A 16,493-nucleotide genomic window follows, 5' to 3' on the forward strand; every position below is an offset into this window, starting at 1 on the left:
CACGCTGTTCGATGCTGGCCAGAAAGACCGGCGCAGAGGGTGTGACCAATGTCCTGATCGACACCTCGCCGGACATGCGCGAACAGATGCTGGCCAGCGGCACGAAACATGTCGATGCGGTGCTCTACACCCACGATCATGCGGACCAGACCCACGGCATCGACGACCTGCGCACCTTCGCCGCGCGGGCCAGGAAGCGGATACCGGCGTGGATGGATGAGCCGACCCACGGCTCGCTGACGCATCGGTTCGACTACATTTTCGAGAGCAAGTTCGGTTATCCGCCGCTGCTGGACGCTCGGATCATTCCGCCGCATGGCACGGACTGGTCGGTCGAGGGCGCGGGCGGCGCGATCCCGGTCACGACTTTCGACCAGGCGCACGGGCCGATCCGCTCGGTGGGGTATCGGTTGGGCGACGTCGCCTATTCCAGCGACGTGTCCGACCTAGACGAGGCGGCCCTGGCGGCCGTGGCCGGCTGCAAGCTCTGGATCGTGGATGCGCTGCGTTATGCGCCGCATCCAACCCACGCCCATCTGGACCAGGCCCTGGCGTGGATCGCCGCAGCTGACATCGAATGCGCGGTGCTGACGAATTTGCACATCGACATGGATTACAAGGCGTTGTCGGCGCTTGTTCCCGAAAACGTCGAGGTCGGATTCGATGGCTGGAGCCGAGTGATCGGCTAGCTCGCGCCGACCTTGTGGTTTTTCCAGTCGAATAACTCTTCCAGCACCTGCACCGCCTGACCGCGTTCCGACGTCAGATCAGGATCGCGGTTCATGATCAGCCGCGCATCGTCGGCGGCCGCCAGCATCAGGCTGCGGTGGCGGATCGGGTCGGCGAAACGATAGGCGGGAAAACCGCTCTGTTTCAGGCCCAGGGGATCGCCGCCGCCACGCAGGCGGAAATCTTCCTCTGCGATCTCGAAGCCATCCTCGGTGCGACGCAGGGTTTCGAGCCGCTCTTTCGCCGTCTCGCCGAGGGCGCCGTCCTGACCGCCGTACAGCAGGATGCAGGAACTGGCCTTTGATCCGCGACCGACGCGGCCGCGCAACTGGTGCAACTGGGCCAGGCCGAAACGGTCGGCGTGTTCGATCACCATGATCGAGGCGTTGGGCACGTCCACGCCGACTTCGACCACCGTGGTGGCGACGAGAACCGGCAGGCGGCCGTCGGCGAAGTCGGCCATGACCGCCTCGCGCTCGGCGCCGGGCATTTGGCCGTGAGCGAGGCCGACCTCCACGCCCAGCAGGCCTCGCAGATCGTCGGCGCGATCGACGGCGGCCGCCAGGTCGATGGCCTCGGATTCCTCAACCAAGGGACAGATCCAATAGGCCTGGGCGCCGCTCTCGACGGCGGTCTTCAGGCGGGCGGCGACCTCGCCGATACGGGCCAAGGGCAGGACGGCGGTCGTGACGGGCGTGCGGCCGGGCGGCTTTTCCATCAGGCGACTGACCTCCAGCTCGCCGTATTGCGTCAGCTCCAGCGTGCGGGGGATGGGGGTGGCCGACATGGTCAGCAGATGCACGGCCCCCAGGCGCGGGTCGCCCTTGGCTTGCAACCGCTGGCGCTCGTTCACGCCGAACCGGTGCTGTTCGTCGATGACGGCCAGGGCCAGGCGGTCGAAGCGAACAGCGTCCTGGAACAGGGCATGGGTGCCGATGGCGACCTGAGCGTGACCCGAGGCCAGGGCAGCCAGTTTCTCGCGCCGTTGAGCCGGGGTGTCGCGGCCCGTGAGAAGGACGGCGGCGACGCCGGCTGCGTTCAGTATGGCGCCGAGCTTCTCGTAGTGCTGGCGCGCCAGGATTTCGGTCGGGGCCATGAGTGCGGACTGGAAACTGCTGGCAGCGGCGTCGGCCAGCGCCAGGGCGGCGACGGCGGTCTTGCCCGAGCCAACATCGCCTTGCAGCAATCGGCCCATCTGCTGGCCCGACGCCAGATCACGACGGATTTCGGCGACGGCCTGGGCCTGGGCGTTGGTCAGCTGGAAAGGCAGAGCCTGGAGAAGGTGTTCGGACGCTGCGCCGGGAGCGATGACGGGGGCGGGCCTGATCTCGCGGGCGCGGCGACGACGGGCCAGAGCCAACTGATGGGCCAGGAACTCGTCATAGGCCAGGCGCTGGCGAGCCGGGGCGTCGGGCGACAGGTCCATCTCGGCTGAAGGGGCATGCAGGGCGTCCAGAGCGGCGCGCCAACCCAGCCAGTTCTGCTTCTTGAGCCAGGCGGGATCCTGCCACTCCGGCAGGTCGGGCGCGGCGGGCAGGGCGGCTTGGACCAGTTTACGCAACTGGCGCGAGCTGAGGCCTTGCGTCGCCGGATAGACGGGCTCGGACGCTGGAACGTCGGCGGCCTTTTCGAGCGTCACGATGTCGGGATGGACGATTTGGACCTCGCCATTGAACCTTTCGACCTTGCCCGCGACCAACCGCGTCTCGCCGCGCGGCAACAGCCGGTCGATGTGCTGGGGCGAACCGCCGAACCAGACCAGATGCACGAAGCCGGTGGGATCGCTGGCCCGAACCTTAAGCGGCGCGCCAGGACGGCTGGGCGTGAAGAGGCGATCGATGGTCACGGTAAAGACGCCCACCTCGCCATCGACGGCGGTGGCGGCCTCGGCAGGGCGGCGGACGATGACGCCGGACGGGCTGAGGAACAGCATATCGCGGACCAGAGGGCCCGCCACCTTTTGCACCAGGGGCAGGACGCGAGGGCCCACGCCCTTGAGGGTCGAGACCTCGGCGAACAGGGGAAAGAGAATCTGCGGACGCATCGCCGTGAACATAGCGTGACCATGACGGGTGGCGAAGTGCGTTCAGGAACGCTATCTGCGCTTCTCACATTTCTGATGCGCTATCGCTCTCCGCGCGGCGGATCGCTGCATGAGCGCATCGGCATTTTTAACGGGCAAGGATTCTTGTGGCCGAAATCGACGCGCGTCCCGAAAGCGAAATGACCCCTGAGCAGATGACGCCTGAGCGCAGGCAGCGGCTGGGACGCATTCAGTTCCGCGCTTGGCGGCGGGGCTTTCGCGAGGCCGACATGGTGCTGGGTCCGTTTTCCGATCAGGTCGCGCCGACCCTGACCGATGCGGAACTGGACCAGTTCGAGCGGCTGATCGACGAGGAAGATCAGTGGCTTTACGGCTGGATCATCGAGCGTGATCCGACGCCGCCTGAGTTCGAGACGCCGGTGATGGCCAAGGTGCGCGCCTTCATGCGCGCCCACGTCGCGGCCGAAGTCGGGAAGGGAATCGGCTGATGGACGCCAAGGTCGAATACCGAACCGACGCCGACTTGGGCGGCGCGCCCGAGGGGTTGGACGCGCTGATCGTGGCCGAACGGATCAAGGCCGGGGGCGGTGTCGGCCTGTTCGTCGCACGCGACTTTCAGAGGTCGGGCAGCTTCGTTCAGGCGTTTCAATTCTTCTCGCAAGATATTGAAGTCCTGGATTATCCGGCGTGGGACTGTCTGCCCTATGACCGACTGAGCCCCACGGCAGGGATCGCGGCGCAGCGTATGGCGACGCTGACGCGACTGGCGATGCGCAAGCCCGGCGATGCGCCGGTTCTGGTCGTGACGACGGTGTCGGCGGCCATGCAACGCACCCCGCCCAAGTCCGTCACGACACAGGCCGGGTTCGAAACCAAGGTCGGACGCGATCTCGATATCCAGGCGCTGGAGCGCTATTTCGCCGCAAACGGCTATGTCCGGGCCTCGACCGTGTCGGAGCGCGGCGAGTTCGCGGTGCGCGGCGGGGTCGTCGATGTCTATCCGCCTGGCTTCGAGGAGCCGGTCCGGCTGGACATGTTCGGATCCGAGCTGGAATCGATTCGCACCTTCGATCCCGAAACGCAGCGGTCGACCGGCCAGATGACGTCCGTGTCCCTCGCGCCGGTGTCGGAAGCGCTGCTGGATGCGGCCGCCATCTCGCGCTTTCGCACGGGCTATCTGAACCTGTTCGGCGCGCCGGGCGACGACCCGCTGTATGCGACGATCAGCGAGGGCGCGCGGCGTCAGGGCATGGAGCAATGGCTGCCGCTGTTCTATGAGACGCTGGACAGCCTGTTCGACTATCTGCCGACCGACGCGGCGATCTTCCTGGACAACCAGGTCGAGACGGCCCGCGCCGAGCGATGGGATCTGGTCGCGGACGCCTATGATGCGCGCGCCGAGGCGGCCAAGGCCAAAGGTCAGGCCAGCGCCAATCGCGCCTTGCCGCCCATGCGGCTTTATCTGGACGCCGGCGACTGGAATCAGGCGCTGACGGGTCGCACCGTGCGGCGCTTCACGCCCTTCTCCACGGGTGGCGAGGATGCCGGCGGACGTTTGGGCCGGACCTTCGCCGCCGAGCGGGCGCAGGACAGCGTCAATCTGTTCGAGGCGGTGGCGGCCCATGCGGCGGCGCTGAAGGCCGAGGGCAAGCGGGTGCTGTTCGCCTCCTGGACCGAAGGATCGTCGGAGCGTCTGGCGACCATGCTGGCCGACCACGGGCTGGATCACATCGTCGCCGTGCGCGACTGGGCCGATGTTAAGGCGGCCCCGAAGGAGCTCTATCTGCGCGGCGTCCTGCCGGTCGAGCATGGCTTCGTCACCGACGCTGTGGCGGTCATTTCCGAGACCGACATCCTGGGTGATCGTCTGGCGCGACCGCGCAAGAAGCGCGGCGCCTCGAACTTCCTGGCGGAGGCGTCGGCCCTGACGACGGGTGATCTGGTGGTTCACCTGGATCACGGGATCGGTCGCTATGAAGGGCTGAAGACGCTGGAAATCCAGCAGGCCCCGCACGACTGTCTAGAGCTGTTCTACGCCGGTGAGAGCAAACTTTATCTGCCGGTTGAAAACATTGACCTTCTGACCCGATACGGCTCGGACTCCGAGGGCGTCCAACTGGACAAACTGGGCGGCGCAGGCTGGCAGGCGAGAAAGGCCAAGGCCAAGGAACGTCTGCGCGCCATGGCCGAGGGGCTGATCGCCCTGGCCGCCAAACGGGCGCTGCGCGAAACCGATGCGGTCACGCCGCCGCCGGGGCTGTTCGCCGAGTTCTGCGCGCGCTTCCCCTACGAGGAGACCGACGATCAGCTGAACGCCATCGGCGATGTGCTGGAGGATCTGGGCAAGGGCACGCCGATGGATCGCCTGATCTGCGGCGATGTCGGCTTCGGCAAGACCGAGGTGGCGCTGAGGGCCGCCTTCGTCGTCGCCATGACGGGTCAGCAGGTGGCGATCGTTGCGCCGACGACCTTGCTGGCGCGCCAGCACTACAAGACCTTTACCGAACGCTTCGCCGGCTGGCCGGTCAAGGTGCGTCAGTTGTCGCGGATGGTGGGGTCCAAGGAGGCGGCGGAGACGCGCGCCGGGCTGAAGGACGGCTCGGTCGAGATCGTCGTCGGCACCCATGCGGTGCTGAGCGAACAGGTCGGCTTCCGCGACCTGGGCCTGGTCATCGTCGACGAGGAACAGCACTTCGGCGTCAAGCACAAGGAGAAGCTGAAGACGCTGCGCGCCGACGTGCATCTCTTGACCCTGACCGCCACGCCGATCCCGCGCACGCTTCAGATGGCGCTGTCGGGTATCCGCGAGATGTCGATCATCGCCACCCCGCCGGTCGATCGCCTGGCGGTGCGGACCTATGTCACGCCGTGGGATCCGGTCTTGGTGCGTGAGGCCCTGCTGCGTGAGAAATATCGCGGGGGTCAGGCCTACTACGTCGCGCCGCGCCTGAAGGACCTGCCCGCCATCGAGAAGTTCCTGCGCGAACAGGTCCCCGAGGTGAAGTTCGTCGTCGGTCACGGCCAGATGAGCGCGACCCAGCTGGAAGCGGTGATGAGCGCCTTCTACGACGGGGAATATGACGTCCTGGTCTCCACCACGATCGTCGAGAGCGGGTTGGACATTCCGACGGCGAATACGCTGATCGTGCACCGCGCCGACATGTTCGGCCTGGCGCAGCTGTATCAGATCCGGGGTCGGGTCGGGCGGTCCAAGGCCCGCGCCTTCGCCTATTTGACCACCGATGCGGTCAAGCCGATGACCTTGTCAGCCGAGCGGCGGTTGCAGGTTCTGCAGTCGCTGGACAATCTGGGCGCCGGCTTCCAGCTGGCCAGCCACGATCTGGACCAGCGCGGCGGCGGGAATCTGCTGGGCGACGAACAGTCGGGCCACATCCGCGAGGTCGGCGTCGAACTGTACCAGCAGATGCTGGAAGACGCCGTGGCGGAGTTGCGCGAGAAGGGCGAGGGACAGGCCGTGGATCGTGGTTGGTCGCCGTCGATCAATGTCGGTGCTTCTGTCCTCATTCCAGAAGATTACGTGCCAGACCTGAACGTGCGTCTCAGCCTCTATCGTCGTCTTTCCGACGCCGAACAGGCCGAGGATCGCGAAGCCCTGGCCGCCGAACTGATCGACCGTTTCGGGCCCTTGCCGGATGAGGCGCAGCAACTGCTGAAGATCGTCGGCATCAAGTCGAACTGCCGCAAGGCCTGCATCGAGAAGATCGACATCGGACCGCGCGGTGCGGTCCTGACGTTGCGCGACAACAGCTTCCCCAATCCGGCGGGACTGGTCGGGCTGATCCAGAAGAACCACGCCTTCTGGAAAATTCGGCCGGATCAGAAGATCGTCGTTTCGGGCGATTGGCCGACGGCGGAAGAGCGTCTGAAGGTGGCCGAGCGGATCACTGCCGATCTGGCGCGGGTGGCGGGGGCGTAAAGCCCCTCAGCGCGTCTTTTCGAACAGGTCGGCCGAGGCGCGCTCAAGCAGGGCGGCGGCGCTTTCGTCGGGGCGCATCTCGGCGGCGCCGACGTCGAACTCGGCGACGAACGGCGACCTGTCTGGACCTGCGTCGAAGGCGGTGCAGCCGATCACGGCGGCGATTCGCTCTGCAGCCAGACGCGCCGGTTCAGCGTGGGTCGCGGGCAGGGCGAGGGCGAAGACCTCCTTGGCCAAGCGGGCAGGGGTGTCCTCGACACGGACAAGGCGCGAAACCATGGCCCCGATCTGCGGCATGGCGCGATCCAGCCAACCGCCCTGACGCGCCCAGGTGACGGATTCGGTTTCGCGCACCCTCAGTACGCAGACGGAAAGTGGGCGCTTGCGCGCGCGCGAGGCCTCGGCGACACGGCCCAGGTGGCTTGCGAACAGTTCGGGCGTGAACAGGCCCGTTTCCGGGTCCATCACTTCCAGGCTGCGGACCGAGTCCAACGTCTTTCGGATGCCCAGATGAATGCGGTGCGCGCCGGCCAGGGCCAGGATCCGCTCGGCCGTTTCGCCCTCGGGCGTGTCGGCGGACGCGACATCGGCGAAGCCGCGATTGAACAGTTCAGCCAAGCTGATCTCGTTCCTGCCGCGCAGATAGAGCATCAGCGGAATATGATAGAGGCGCGTGTTGCGCTTCATGCCCGCCGCGATCGACAGGGCCGGCGCATGGTCTTCGGCGCCCCACAGAACGGCGGCGTCAAACGGGCTTTCGTGCAGATAGTCGAAGGCGGTGTAGGGCGTCGGCGCCGCGACCACCTCGACACCGGCCGCGGTCAGGGCGTTCGACAGGGCGAGAAAGCGCCGGTCGGCGACCCCAGCCGCCAGAACGCGCAAGGGACCCTCGTCGTCGGTCCTTTTGTCCAAGCCGACCCCGCGCGTGGCGAAGGTGGTGACGCGCAGCCGATATTCTTCCTCGGCGATGGCGGCCCGGCCCAGTTGCTCCAGACGCAAGGCTGCCTGTGCCGGATGCGGCGGCGTGGACATGGTCAGATCCGCGCCCTTCACCGAATCAGGGCGGGCGCCGATGACCACGATGGGCAGGCGGCGCGGCTCGGCGGCGGCGCGAAGGCGAGACGCCACATCGGCGTCGAAGGTGTTGATGTCGATTACGGCGGCTTCGAGCGGAAAGTCCTGAAGCGTCATCTCGGCCGAGACCACGTCGCGGGCGGTCACCGTCGTCCAGCCCAGCGCATCCAGACCCGCAGCGAGCGGCCCGATCCGGCCATCGTCAGCCGCCAGGATCAATACGCGCGCGTCGAAAGCCAAGCCGATCGTCTCCAAAAGTCGCCGCGCCAATAGCCGGCCGGAAACGCGCGGACCATAGCGACGAGGGTGTTAAGGATGCAATGTCGTCCGGCCAAAGGGATGCGGCCGGATCGCGAATGATCGTCCTCACGCGGATGAGACTTTCGCCGCAGACGAATTCCGCTAGGTTCCGCCGCTTGTGCAACGGTTGTGGGGACCGATTTGAGTGAGCAACTGACACGGTCGGTCCTGAAAGCGCCCGGGTTCTGGGGCGGGCTGGCCGTGCGAGCGTTCACCCGCAGCTGGGGGCGCGACGTCATGCTCTATACGGGCGGCGTGTCCTTTTTCGCCCTGCTGGCCGTGTTTCCGGCGATCGCCATCCTGATCGGCTTCTACAAGTTGGGTCTGTCGATCAGCGAAGTCAGCGCCCAGGCGACCGCGCTATCGGACCTGTTGCCCAAGGCGGCGCAGACCATTTTTCAGGGCGAGATCACGCGTTTGAGCAATGCGTCGGCGCGAACGGTTTCCGCTCAGAGCGCCTTCGCCCTGTTCGTCGGCGCCTATGCCGCGCACCGAGGTTTCAAGGCCTTGTTGGCAGGATTGAACCTGATCCATGACGAGACCGAGCCGCACGGGTTCTTCAAGTTCAATCTGCTGGCCTTCTTCGTGGCCATCTTCGCCTTTGCGCTGTTCACTGTGGTGTCGGGCGCGGTCGTGACCGTGCGGATTATGGCGCATGCGTCGTCGTCGGCCGCCGGCCTGCCTGGGCGAAGCGGCATGGCGCCGCTGGACGCCTTCCTGCCCGCCATCGGCTTGGTGATCGGGCTGACGCTGCTTTACCGCTACGCCATGAGCCACAGGACGCCGGTCGCCTGGCTGCCGGCGACGGCGGGCGGTCTGGTGGCGACATTGATGTCGGTCGTCTCGTCGTGGCTGTGCGCCATCTATGTCGAGCAGATCGCGCCGCTGGGGGCCACCTATGGATCGGTCGGCGCCGTGGTGGTGCTGCTGATCTGGCTGTCGTGGAACGTCAATGCCATCTTCTACGGCGGCGCCTTCGCCACCGAGATGGAACTGGCGGCCAAGGCGCGCGCGATCGCCGACACACCGCCGGCCGATGTCGTCAATCTGTCGGAGCGTCGAGCCGGGCGCCGGTCTCGATCGTAAACCGCAGAAGGCCGTCGGCGTCCTCGATCTCGAGCACGCGCCCGCCTTTCTGAGACATCAGAAACGGCACATCGATTCGGGCCATCGGATCGGTGGCCAGCAGCACGATCCGCGCGCCGGGCGAGGCGGTTTCCAACGCCTTCATCAGCTTCAGGCTGGGAACAGGGCAGCGGTGACCCCTGGCGTCTATGACGACAGGGTCGCTCACGCGAGCCGATCCGCCAGCAGTTCCAGCGCCACACGAACGCTGGCTTGGCGAATGTCGTCGCGGCCGAGGTCGCCGAACCGCTCGACACGGTGAACGACGCCTTGTGGGCCTGACGCCGCGAAGTGGACCAGACCCACGGGTTTATCGACCGATCCGCCGCCCGGTCCGGCCACGCCTGTTACGGACACAGAGACGGAGGCGCGCGAGTGCGCCACGGCGCCCTCAGCCATCGCCACTGCGACGGCTTGCGACACGGCGCCGTGGACGGACAGGCTTTCCACAGACACGCCCAGCATCTCGGCCTTGGCCTCGTTGCTGTAGGTGACGAAGCCGCGATCCAGGACCACTGACGATCCGGGGATGGCCGTGATCGCAGCGGACACCAAACCGCCCGTGCAGCTTTCGGCCGTCGCCAGCATCAGGCCGCGCGCGCTGGCCGTTGCGACAATCTGTTGCGCCAGCTGCGCGATATCTTGGGAAAGCATGGTCTTTTCATAGGCCGCGAACCCCGCTCTAACCAGAGGCATGACCGAGGCTGTCGATCCGTTACGCCCCGCCGCCCCGACATCGGATCGCATCGCGCCGATCCTGTTCGCCGTTGCCATCTTCACATCGGCCTGTCTGGACTTCGTCGTTCAACCGATGGCGGCCAAGCTGCTGTTGCCGACGCTGGGCGGATCGCCTTCGGTGTGGAACGCGTCGATGGTGTTCTTCCAGACCGCGCTGCTCGCTGGATATGGCTATGCGCACCTGCTGCAACGTTTGGCGACGATGCGGGCGCAGGTCGGGGTTCACCTGGGCCTGCTGATCGTGGCGGCATTTTTCCTGCCCCTGCAGATCAGCGGCCTGTTGGGGGATCCCGATCCGTCCCAACCGGCGATGTGGCTGCTGGCGACGCTGGCGGTGTCCATCGGCGCGCCGTTTGCGGTTCTGTCGGCGACCGCGCCGCTGCTTCAGGCCTGGTATGCGCGCGTGCGGGCCGGACATGCAGACGGCCAGAACCCCTACGTTCTCTATGCCGCCTCGAACCTGGGCAGCTTCCTGGCCCTGCTGGCCTATCCGGTCGTGATCGAGCCGCTGGCCAGCCTGTCGGATCAGCGTCTGGGCTGGAGCGTCGGCTATGGGCTGTTCGTGGTGATGGTCGTGGGGCTGGGCGTTCAGGTCTGGCGACGACGCGAGATTGGAACGGCGGAGCCCGCGCCTCTTGAGGCCAGCCCGCCGATCGCCTGGCGGGAAAAGGGGATGCTGGTTCTGCTGGCCGCCGCACCGTCCAGTCTGATGCTGGGGGTGACGGCGCATCTGACGACGGATGTGGCTTCGGCGCCCTTTCTGTGGGTCATACCGCTCGCGCTCTATCTGCTGACGTTTGTCATCGCTTTCCAGACCCGGCCGGCTGTTTCGCCAGCCATCGGCCTTGGTTTGCAGGCGGCGGCGGCAGCGGCCTGCGCCGCCCTGATTGCGTTCCGGACAGGCGAATGGCTGCTGGTGTTCACCGTCAATTTGGCGGCCTTCTTCTTTACCGCGCTGATGTGTCACCAGCGGCTGGCGGCGCGACGGCCGGCGCTGGATCGGCTGACCGAATTCTATCTGTTGCTGTCGCTGGGCGGCGTGGTCGGCGGACTGTTCAATGGCCTGATCGCGCCGGCCGTTTTCGACATGGTGTGGGAATATCCGCTGGTGCTGGTGGCGGCCGGATTGCTGCGGCCGTGGAGGCGTCGCGAGATCAGGCCGTGGGAGATCATCTGCTGCGTCGCCGGCGTGGTCATCGCTCTTCTGGGGCCGCTGTCGATGGAGGCGGTCCGTTATGCGCCGGACATTCGCGCGGCCATACCCGACGCCGAACTGGTGCGGATCGCGCAAGCCATCCTTGGGATCGCGACTCTGTTCGCCTTCCTGGTGCGTGATCGGGCGGTGATGTTCACGATCGTTTTGGCCGCCATCGTATGGTCCGGCTATCATCTGGCGCGCGGATATGACTGGGCCCTGTCGGAACGCAGCTTCTTTGGCGTGATGCGGGTGGCCAAGATCGACGATGCGCTGATGGGCGGGCCGGTCCATGTGCTGATGCACGGCACGACTTTGCATGGCGCCCAGGCCCAGGCGACGCCGAACCGCTGTCAGCCGACGCTCTATTATGCGACCTCGACGCCGCTGGGGCAGGCGATGCTGCAGATGCAGACGAGACGGCTGGACGGCGCGCGCGTCGGCGTGGTGGGGCAGGGCTCGGGCGCCATGGCCGCCTACAAGCGCGCCCAGGACCAACTGACCTTCTTCGAGATTGATCCGATGGTGGATCGGCTGTCGCGCGATCCGCAATGGTTTAGCTTCATCAATGGCTGCGCCGATGGGCCGGTGCGGACGGTTCTGGGGGATGCGCGCCTGACGATGGATCGCGAGCCGGCGGGATCCTACGACCTGCTGGTCATCGACGCCTTCTCGTCCGACGCCGTGCCGACGCATCTGCTGACGGTCGAGGCGATCCGCGGCTATCTGCGTCTGCTTGCGCCCGATGGCGTTGTGGTGCTGCATCTGTCGAACCGGAACCTGGAGATCACCCTGCCGGCCGAGGCGGCGGCGCAGGCGCTGAAGGTTCCGAACCTGCACCAGGTCTATATCGAGCAATCGGGCCAGGGCGACATGGCCGAAGCCTCCACCGAGGCCCTGTTGATCGGCAAGAGTCCGGCGGCGCTGGAGGGCTTCAGGGACGATGCGCGTTGGCGCAAGCTGTCGCCGACGACGGTGCGTCCTTGGACGGACGATTACGTCAATCTGTTCGGATCGCTGGTGCGTCAGATGAAGATGGCGGCGCGCTAGGCGGCTGGCGTTTCCACAGTCGCCACGGCCTGGGCGGCCAAACCCTCGCCGCGTCCAGTGAAACCAAGTCCTTCGGTCGTGGTGGCCTTGACGCTGACGGCGTCGAGCGGAAGGTTCAGAAGCCCGGCGATCCGGTCGCGCATGGCCTGGCGGTGCGGCTTCACCTTGGGTCGTTCGCAGATCAGGGTGACGTCGACATTGACGATGCGGCCGCCCCGCGCCGCGACCAGTTCGGCGGCATGGATCAGGAACTGGTCCGAGGAGGCGCCTTTCCATTTCGGATCCGTTGGCGGGAAATGGTCGCCGATGTCGCCCGCCGCGATGGCGCCCAGGATGGCGTCGGTCAGGGCGTGGAGACCGGCGTCCGCGTCGGAGTGGCCAATCAGCGTTTGATCGTGCGGCACCTCGATCCCGCAAAGCCAGACGGACCCGCCGGGCCCCCAGCGATGCACGTCATAGCCGGAGCCGATGCGGGTCTGATAACGCTGCGCTTCGGGCAGCAGAGCTTCGGCCATGGCGAAATCCTCGGGATAGGTCAGTTTCATCAGACGCGCATCGCCCTGAACCAGGGCCACCGCACCGCCGCTGCGCTGCACGACAACGGCTTCGTCGGTCGGAACCTCGGCGTCCGACCAGGCCGCATAGGCGGTCTCGATCACGCCCCGGCGGAAGGCTTGAGGCGTCTGGGCGCGCCACAGACCGTCGCGATCAACGACGTCGGTCATGATTTCCGCCTCTCCGCGTCGCAGGCTGTCGGCGACAGGCAGGACGGGCAGGGCGCCGTCCGAAGTTTCAAGGGCGGACAGCAGACGGTCGATGACGGCGGCCTTCAGCAGCGGACGGGCGGCGTCATGGATCAACACCGGCTGATCCGTTCCACAGGTCAGGGCTGCAAGCCCGGCGCGGACCGAATCGGCGCGGGCGGCTCCACCGACGACGGCTTTCCAACGCGGCAAACCGGACAACACCATGGCCACACGGTCAACGGCGTCAGGGGCGATCACGACGATCAGTGTGTCGGCGCCGGCGTTCAACAAGGCCTCGGCAGACCAGCGCAACACGGGCTTTCCACCCAGGTCCCGCCACTGTTTATCGCCGCCGGCGCGCGAGCCGGAACCGGCCGCGACGATGATGCCCGAGAATGTCATGGCGGCCTTGATAGTGCGCGCGGCGACGGGGCGATACCATCAAAGCGCCGCGGTCGTGCTTGACGAGGGCGGCTGCGATGCGGCGAAAGACGGAAATGCCCAAGACCTTGCAAATCGGCGATGTGACCGTGCCCGGCCAGGTGCTGATGGCGCCGATGACCGGCGTGACGGACCTGCCGTTCCGCGTGCTCGCCTCCAGATTAGGCGCCGCCTATGTCGCCACGGAAATGGTGGCGGCCAAGGAACTGGCGCGGGCGCGGCCGGACGTCGTGCGGCGCGCCGCCGTGGGAGCAGGTCTGCCGCTGACCGTCATCCAGCTGGTCGGGCGTGATCCCGAACAGATGGGCGAGGGCGCGCGGATGGCGGAAAAGGCTGGGGCGGACATCGTGGATCTGAACTTCGGCTGTCCGGCCAAGGAGGTGACAGGCTCGGCCGCCGGTTCGGCTCTGATGCGGACGCCCGATCTGGCCTGCCGGATCATGGAGGCGGCTGTGAAGGCGACCGATCGGCCGGTGACGGTCAAGATGCGGCTGGGCTGGGACGACGAGAGCCGGAACGCCGCCGAACTGGCCCACCGCGCGGAAGCGATTGGCGTCAAGGCCGTCACGGTGCATGGCCGCACGCGAAAGCAGTTCTACACCGGGCAAGCGGATTGGGACGCGGTCGGGACGGTGAAGGCGGCGGTCGGCATCCCCGTCATCGTCAATGGCGACATCATCACCGCAGATGAAGCGCGCCAGGCCCTGGCGCAGTCCGGCGCGGACGGATTGATGTTGGGACGCGGCGTCTATGGCCGGCCGTGGCTGGCGGCGCACCTTGAGCGGGCGCTGATCGATGGCGTGGCGCTGGAGGAGCCCGGACCTGATGCGCGGCTGGCGATCGTGATCGAGCACTTGCGGGCGTCGGCCGACTTCTACGGCCTGCCGCTGGGTCTGAAGATGTTCCGCAAACATCTGGGCTGGTACATCGAACAGGCGCCGTGGCCGGCCGATCCGCAACACCGTCGTGTGGCGAAGGCAAGAATTTGCCGCCTGGACGATCCGATCGACGTCGAAGCCGCGATACACGAACTGTGGCGGCCGGATTTGCCTCGGTTAGATAAGTCTGCTGTTGAAAATGGGCCACAGGTGTTGGAGACTGCTGTGGCATGACGGATACGCCCTCAGCACGCACCGCTTCGCCCGACCTCGCGTCGGACGACGGATCGTTCTGGGGATGGGTCGATAGCGAACGCGCCCGGACCGGCTTCGGACTGGCGTTCTTTCTGGCCGTCGCGATCACGGCGGCGGCCATCTGGCTGGTGGCGGTCGCGCCGGGGGCCACATCAGGGTCGGCGCGCGGATCGAGCAGCCAGATCGCGCTGATCGTTCTGGCCGCCAATCTGCTCCTGATTTCCGGCTTGGCCATCATCGTCGGCCGACGCGTGCTGACTCTGGTGCGCAGCACTGACGAAGCCGGATCGCGCCTTCATCTGAGGTTCGTCGCCCTGTTCTCGATGGTGGCCTTGGTCCCGTCGGTGCTGATCGCCCTGGTGTTCGGCGTTCTGGTCAATCGAGGCGTAGACCAATGGTTCAGCCAGAACGTCCAAGCCTCGGTCGAGAACGGAGCGATCGTGGGCCGCGCCTATATTCAGGACGTTTCGGCCGCAATGGATGCTGATCTGGTCACCATTTCGGATCAGTTGGGAAGCGCGAGAAGCCTGTTTGCTGATCGCATTCAGTTTAACGACGCGCTAGGCCAAGTTGGGGATATCTTCGGCTATCCCGCCATCTATATTCTGGATGGCAAGGGCGAGGTGCTGGCTCGCGCTGAAAAGACAGGCGCGCCTCCTTATCTTGCGCCGCCGCGCGATGAACTCGCGGCCGCAGCTGAAGGCGGGCAGCCTCCGCAGACCGTCACGCAGCATCCAGACGCCGTCCGGTCGATCATCGCCCTGCCAGCCTATGGCGACGCCTATCTTTATCTGGTGCGTCCGCTTCAAGACGGCCTTGTGGCGCGAATGAACACGTCGGTTCAGTCGATCCAGGCTTATCGGGAAGCTCAGGAGAGCCGCGCCCGTATACAGTCGGCCTTCATCCTCAGCTATCTGGAAACGGCGCTGCTGGTGCTGGTCGGGGCGGTGTGGCTGGGAATGTCGGCAGCCAGCAGCATCTCCGCGCCCATTGGTCGCTTGGTGAAGGCGGCGGGACAGGTCGCGGGCGGCGACTTCACCGCACGGGTCGACAGCGACGGCGCCCCGGCCGAAATCGCCACCCTGTCGGATGCCTTCAACCGCATGACCGGCGATCTGCAGGCTCAGCAGGCCGCGCTGAAAGCCGCGAGCGACGAGGCGCATGATCGCAGCCGGTTCATCGAGACGGTGCTGTCGGGCGTTAGCGCCGGTGTCATCGGCTTGGACAAGCGTGGGCGGGTGTCGGCGATCAACGACAGCGCCCTGCAACTGCTTCACATCGACGACGCCGAGGTTCTGGGTCACGAACTCGCGGCCCTGTCGCCAGAGCTGAGCGATCTGGTTCGGCGCGCCGAGGCCCATATCGAGGAAGACATCGACGTCAGCCGGGGCGGAGACACGCGGCGGCTGCGCGTTCGGATCGAGGGCGGCTTCGGTGGCGAGATGGTCCTGACCTTCGACGACATCACCCGCTTGGTGACGGCCCAGCGAAACGCGGCTTGGCGCGACGTGGCCCGTCGCATCGCCCATGAGATCAAGAACCCGCTGACGCCGATCCAGCTGTCGGCCGAGCGGTTGAAGCGGAAATACCGCGCGCGGATCGGCGAGGATGTCGAAATCTTCGACCGGTGTACTGACACCATCATCCGCCAGGTCGGAGACATCGGTCGCATGGTCGATGAGTTCTCGTCCTTCGCCCGCATGCCGGCGCCGCGTTTCGCGCCCGAGAACCCGGCCGAAATGCTGCGCGAGGCGGTGTTCGCCCAGCGGGTCGCCGCGCCGGACATCGTGGTCGACATCACCGAGCCCCTGCCCAAGACGACAATGGAGGCCGACGGCCGCATGGTGGGGCAGGCGCTGATCAACATCCTCAAAAACGCGGGCGAGTCGGTTGCGGCGCAACGGCTTGCGGCGGCTGAGGCGGCGGCGTCGGATCGTGCGGGCGTCATCGCGTCGCTGACGATCGAGGACGGCGTCGCCAC

At 66.4% G+C, this 16,493-nt stretch carries 12 protein-coding genes; 7 read left to right on the plus strand and 5 right to left on the minus strand.

Going from position 1 to position 16,493, the window contains the following annotated elements; genetic code table 11:
- Positions 1–689: MBL fold metallo-hydrolase (locus RT123_RS12885; protein ID WP_313009512.1), on the plus strand; the 689-nt coding region annotated here is incomplete at its 5' end.
- On the opposite strand, the gene recG is transcribed toward RT123_RS12885, so the two are convergent.
- Entirely contained in the window at positions 686–2,773 is a 2,088-nt protein-coding gene (recG, locus tag RT123_RS12890; RefSeq protein WP_313009513.1) for an ATP-dependent DNA helicase RecG, read from the minus strand. The two genes, RT123_RS12885 and recG, sit on opposite strands and share 4 nt — an antisense overlap.
- 146 nt (positions 2,774–2,919) lie before the next feature.
- On the opposite strand from recG, the gene RT123_RS12895 reads away from it, so the two are divergent.
- Positions 2,920–3,261: a succinate dehydrogenase assembly factor 2 gene (locus RT123_RS12895; protein WP_055805011.1), complete on the plus strand. Its 342-nt coding sequence runs from the start codon at positions 2,920–2,922 to the stop codon at positions 3,259–3,261.
- Complete coding sequence (gene mfd, locus RT123_RS12900; RefSeq protein WP_313009514.1) at positions 3,261–6,710, plus strand: transcription-repair coupling factor; 3,450 nt, start codon at positions 3,261–3,263, stop codon at positions 6,708–6,710. The genes RT123_RS12895 and mfd overlap by 1 nt, the downstream gene beginning before the upstream one ends.
- A 6-nt stretch (positions 6,711–6,716) precedes the next feature.
- Here mfd and RT123_RS12905 read toward each other — a convergent pair whose 3' ends face one another.
- The gene (locus tag RT123_RS12905) at positions 6,717–8,024 is read right to left on the minus strand and encodes a diguanylate cyclase domain-containing protein (RefSeq protein ID WP_313009516.1); all 1,308 of its coding nucleotides are present in this window, start codon (positions 8,022–8,024) and stop codon (positions 6,717–6,719) included.
- Positions 8,025–8,321: 297 nt separating this feature from the next.
- On the opposite strand from RT123_RS12905, the gene RT123_RS12910 reads away from it, so the two are divergent.
- Complete coding sequence (locus tag RT123_RS12910; RefSeq protein ID WP_017504819.1) at positions 8,322–9,170, plus strand: YihY/virulence factor BrkB family protein; 849 nt, start codon at positions 8,322–8,324, stop codon at positions 9,168–9,170.
- Here RT123_RS12910 and RT123_RS12915 read toward each other — a convergent pair.
- Together RT123_RS12915 and RT123_RS12920 are read right to left on the minus strand one after the other, a co-directional pair.
- Positions 9,127–9,378, minus strand: coding sequence for a sulfurtransferase TusA family protein (locus tag RT123_RS12915; RefSeq protein WP_199059723.1), 252 nt, complete (start codon positions 9,376–9,378; stop codon positions 9,127–9,129). The two genes, RT123_RS12910 and RT123_RS12915, sit on opposite strands and share 44 nt — an antisense overlap.
- Positions 9,375–9,863, minus strand: coding sequence for a CinA family protein (locus RT123_RS12920; RefSeq protein ID WP_313009519.1), 489 nt, complete (start codon positions 9,861–9,863; stop codon positions 9,375–9,377). Before RT123_RS12920 ends, RT123_RS12915 begins: the two co-directional genes overlap by 4 nt.
- Positions 9,864–9,903: 40 nt before the next feature.
- Between RT123_RS12920 and RT123_RS12925 the strand changes: the two genes are divergently transcribed.
- On the plus strand, positions 9,904–12,192 hold the full coding sequence (locus tag RT123_RS12925; protein WP_313009520.1) for a fused MFS/spermidine synthase: 2,289 nt from the start codon (positions 9,904–9,906) through the stop codon (positions 12,190–12,192).
- Here the strand turns inward: RT123_RS12925 and RT123_RS12930 are convergent.
- Positions 12,189–13,340, minus strand: a complete 1,152-nt coding sequence (locus RT123_RS12930; protein ID WP_313009521.1) for a bifunctional 2-C-methyl-D-erythritol 4-phosphate cytidylyltransferase/2-C-methyl-D-erythritol 2,4-cyclodiphosphate synthase — start codon at positions 13,338–13,340, stop codon at positions 12,189–12,191. The genes RT123_RS12925 and RT123_RS12930 overlap by 4 nt on opposite strands.
- A gap of 95 nt (positions 13,341–13,435) precedes the next feature.
- Between RT123_RS12930 and dusB the strand changes: the two genes are divergently transcribed.
- Positions 13,436–14,491: a tRNA dihydrouridine synthase DusB gene (dusB, locus tag RT123_RS12935; protein WP_313009524.1), complete on the plus strand. Its 1,056-nt coding sequence runs from the start codon at positions 13,436–13,438 to the stop codon at positions 14,489–14,491.
- Positions 14,488–16,493 (plus strand): sensor histidine kinase NtrY-like (locus RT123_RS12940; protein WP_313009523.1); only part of this gene is annotated, 2,006 nt, incomplete at its 3' end. The genes dusB and RT123_RS12940, both read left to right, overlap by 4 nt.

It is taken from the genome of Brevundimonas vesicularis, assembly GCF_032067225.1.
Taxonomy (GTDB): domain Bacteria; phylum Pseudomonadota; class Alphaproteobacteria; order Caulobacterales; family Caulobacteraceae; genus Brevundimonas; species Brevundimonas vesicularis_F.